3 protein-coding genes are annotated in these 3,711 nt (G+C 38.4%); all 3 read right to left on the reverse strand.

Features of this window, described 5'->3' with window-relative positions; all coding sequences use genetic code 11:
- Positions 1-1,326 (reverse strand): AAA family ATPase (locus tag ACIQ2X_RS14600; protein ID WP_396179686.1); only part of this gene is annotated, 1,326 nt, incomplete at its 3' end.
- Positions 1,327-1,380: 54 nt separating this feature from the next.
- Entirely contained in the window at positions 1,381-2,613 is a 1,233-nt protein-coding gene (locus ACIQ2X_RS14605) for an exonuclease SbcCD subunit D C-terminal domain-containing protein (protein WP_396179687.1), read from the reverse strand.
- 52 nt (positions 2,614-2,665) lie between these two features.
- Positions 2,666-3,559 (reverse strand): hypothetical protein, encoded by an 894-nt coding sequence (locus ACIQ2X_RS14610; protein WP_396179688.1) that lies wholly within the window; start codon positions 3,557-3,559, stop codon positions 2,666-2,668.
- Positions 3,560-3,711: the final 152 nt, after the last annotated feature.

The following is a 3,711-nucleotide window of genomic DNA, read 5'->3' on the forward strand; positions in this document are numbered from 1 at the left end:
GATTGCAATTGGTTTTTTAGCTTCAAGTTTGTTTTGCCATTCCTGAGCCGATTGTATTTTCTTGGCAATTTGTGCTAATTCTACTTCTTTTGCAGAAACCTCATTTAAGAAGTTCGTTTGTTTTATTTTGGCAGTTTCCAATTCTGTTTTAGCAAGAACAGACTGTTTTATTTTTTCGGCAAGTAGGGTGTCGAGTTTTTTGGCTTCGGTCAATTTTGGAAGTGCTTCTTTTTGCCAATCGACTGCTTTTTCCCAATACAATTCCTCTTTTTTAAGTTGATGGGTGAGTTGTTCTTTTTGAGAAAGCAAGCTTGACATACTTTCTGATAGACTGACTAAGCTGGTATTTTGTTCGGCTAGTTGTTTTTGGTTGTTTTGCAAAGCATCGTACCACGACCTAGAGGTTTGAGCTTGTTCTACCTGAAAAAGGTGGTTTTTTCTACTTTCGGATTCTAATACTGCTTTGTTTGCATTTTGTAAGTAAGTGTAAGCTTCTTCTTTCGTTTTTGAAAAAATTTCCAATTGTTTGTGCCAATTGATTGCGTTGGAAAGCAATGCTATTTCTTTTTTAAGATGTTCTATTTGAGCAGTTAATCCAATTTCTTGTTCCTTCAGTTCACTCATTTCTGACTCGGTCAAAACTGAAATTCCATCTCTTCGAATATGCAGTTCGCGAAGTATATTTTCTTCGTTTCGGCATTTTTCAAATATTTTCTTAGAAATTTCCGAGTAAATGTGTGTTCCCGTGAGTTTTTCCAAAAGCGAGGATTTCTCGTCTTTATTCGCTTTCATGAATGCGGTAAAATCGCCTTGTGCCAGTAAAACCGATCGGGTAAATTGTTCGAAATTTAATCCCACCAAGCGTTCAATTTCTTTTAAAGTTTCGGCTTTTTTTCCGGGTAAATCAATAGGGTTCGATATGTTTTTTAACGTAATTTGGTCGGCTTGCAAACTGCCTTCTGCTTTATTTCTTGCCCGTCGAACACTCCAATTGGCGCGGTAATTTTGACCGTCGATGCCCATAAAATCAACTTCTGCAAAGCCATTCGAAGTGCCGTCGCGCAAAATGCCTCGAACGTCTCCTTGACTCATCGTAGTTCCTTCGACATCGTGGATTTCGATTCCCATTTCTTTGGCTTGCAAATAACGCGGTGTTTTTCCGTACAAAGCTAAACAAAGTGCATCTAAGACGGTTGATTTTCCGGCGCCTGTTGGGCCTGTTATGGCAAATATTCCGGCTGAAGCCAAAGGTTCGGCGGTAAAATCAATTTCGGTAAGTCCTTCGAGTGAAGCCAGATTTTTGATTCGTATGGCGTTGATTTTCATAGAAGTTGGTTTGTTTTTTTATTTGTAAAAAGGGATTGATTTTTTGCAAAAAAATTATTTTTCGGAGTAATTTACTTCGTTTATGGTTTCTTGAAACAATTGCATCAAATGCTCGGGAACATCGGTGGCGTATTTGGAACTATAGGATTTTTTAAAAACGCTAATCGGTTGTAATTCGGCTAGTAGTTCTTGCGGCACATTATCGGCCGACAACTTTTTTTTATGCCGATAATGCGGCTGAATACGTGCGAGTTTTACATTTTTATGTTGTAAAACTTCGTTTATTTTATGACGCAAAGCAGGTTCGGGTTCTTCTAAAAGTACGTGAATCTCGAGGTACGGTGCTTGTTCGGTATCATTTTTATCCGGTAGCTGGTGCAATTCTATAAGTACATTGGCTAAAGTTGCTGGCTTGGAGGGAATTTGCAACAGCGGGATTGTAACGGGGATTTCGATTTGTTTTAGATTTTTTATTTCATTTTCTAACTCAAAAAAAATCACTTGGTGTTTGTAATTTCTTTCGGAAAACGACATCGGTAGTGGACTTCCACAATACCTAATGTGATTGTTACCACCCACGCGTTGTGCTTTGTGAATGTGACCCAATGCCACATATTTAATATCGGAGTGAAAAGCTTGAGCAGAAACACCTTCGATTCCGCCAATAATTCCTCTCTCTGAACAGTCCATATCTGAAATTTCTGCATTTTGTGCATGCAAATGTCCCATCGCGATAAGGGTTTGCTCGTTCGTCTTTTTGGTTTTGGCGAAAGTTAAAGCCTCTCGGTAAAATTCGGTTACACCGGCAGTGTAGGGATTTTCAACCCCTTGAATATTGGGATAATCGCCCATTCGTAAAAACGGAATGGCAAGACACCAACTGGCAATTTCTCCCGATTTATTTCGTAACGGAATAATCAATTTTTCATAATCAATAGTTCCATCGGTCCGTTTTTCAATGGTGCCGATGAGGTGAATGTTGGAAGATTCCAAAAGTGGTTTGGGTGCTTCTAATCGAGACGCAGAGTCGTGGTTTCCAGCAGTAACCACAATTTGCAGAGCGCTATTTTGTTGGGTAGCTTTTTGCAAAAAAGAATAAAACATTTTTATGGATGCCGCTGAAGGATTAGAAATATCAAATACATCGCCGCTGATGAGCAGGACTTCGATTTGCTCCTCAAAAATTGTTTTGAGTAGCCAATTTAAAAACGCTTGGTGTTCAAAAGTGCGATCGTATTCGTGAAATAATTGACCCAAATGCCAATCGGCGGTGTGAAGAATTTTCATTTGTTTGGTTCTGGGTTGTAGGTTAAGTGATATGTTGAACAGTTTGGATTTTTTATTTTGGAGTTTTTAAAACATACTTCTTAATCATGTACTTGGTAATGGGTTTCAGCGCTTTTCCGCTTTCGGGATGATATCCAGGACCGTTAAAGTACTCCAGTTGATTTTTATTTTTTTTACAATACCATACCAACGCTTTTTCATGTTTGAAAAAAGTAGTGGTATCGCACACATTTATTTTTCGCAGTGATAAAAGTTGGCTATTTATGGGCTTTTTTTCATTCGCGGTAAGCAGGCCCAATTGCTCTGTTTTGCAATCTACAACTTCATAATGGTCGTTGTTCCATTGCATGCATCCCTTGGCGTTTATGGCTTGGTATCCGTAAAAAAGAAGGACTGCAGCAAATAAAGGGACGATCCAATAGGCTGGATTGCTAACATAGTCATTTTTTAAGAGGATCGGTTTGGTATTTCTCGGATTTTCAGGTTTGATTAGAAGCGTTTTTCCGTTCTCAATTTGGCTGGTTGGCCCTTGGTTCGAACGTTCGGTTTGGAGAGCAATTGAAGCTGTTTCGGGTAGTGCAACACTTTCAAATTTGGCATATTTAAGGTAAGGTCGGGGTGAAAAATCGACTAAAATTGCCGCCATTTGCACACTTTCCAAATCAGTAAGGTCTGTTTCTCCTTTAAAAAAGGTTTCGATGGGTCTGAATTTATCCGTTGCTGCTTTTAATTTTTGGAAACTATTCGGATTAAACTCAAATCCTAAAAAAGCTCGAAAGCACAATAAATCAGGTGTATAAGAATTTTCTTTCAATACTTCAAAACACAAATTACGCAATTTGGCGCGCGAAGGATGCAATAAAAAAGAGGAATGAATGCCCAATTTTTCAATTTCATATTTCTCTTTCACTGCTTTTTTAAACGCTTCTAAAGTATTTTTTTGCATAGACCTTAAGGTATTTTACGGAATTGTCCGGAATTATAGGAATTCTGGGAATTCCTTTGCCAGCGGGGTTTGAGACAGTGTTTTCTTTGCCTCAGAATTGGTTGCGTATTATTTAGTGCTACCAACAAATGTACAAAACCAATTCAAAAAGT

It is taken from the genome of Flavobacterium sp. (genome assembly GCF_044368625.1).
Taxonomy (GTDB): domain Bacteria; phylum Bacteroidota; class Bacteroidia; order Flavobacteriales; family Flavobacteriaceae; genus Flavobacterium.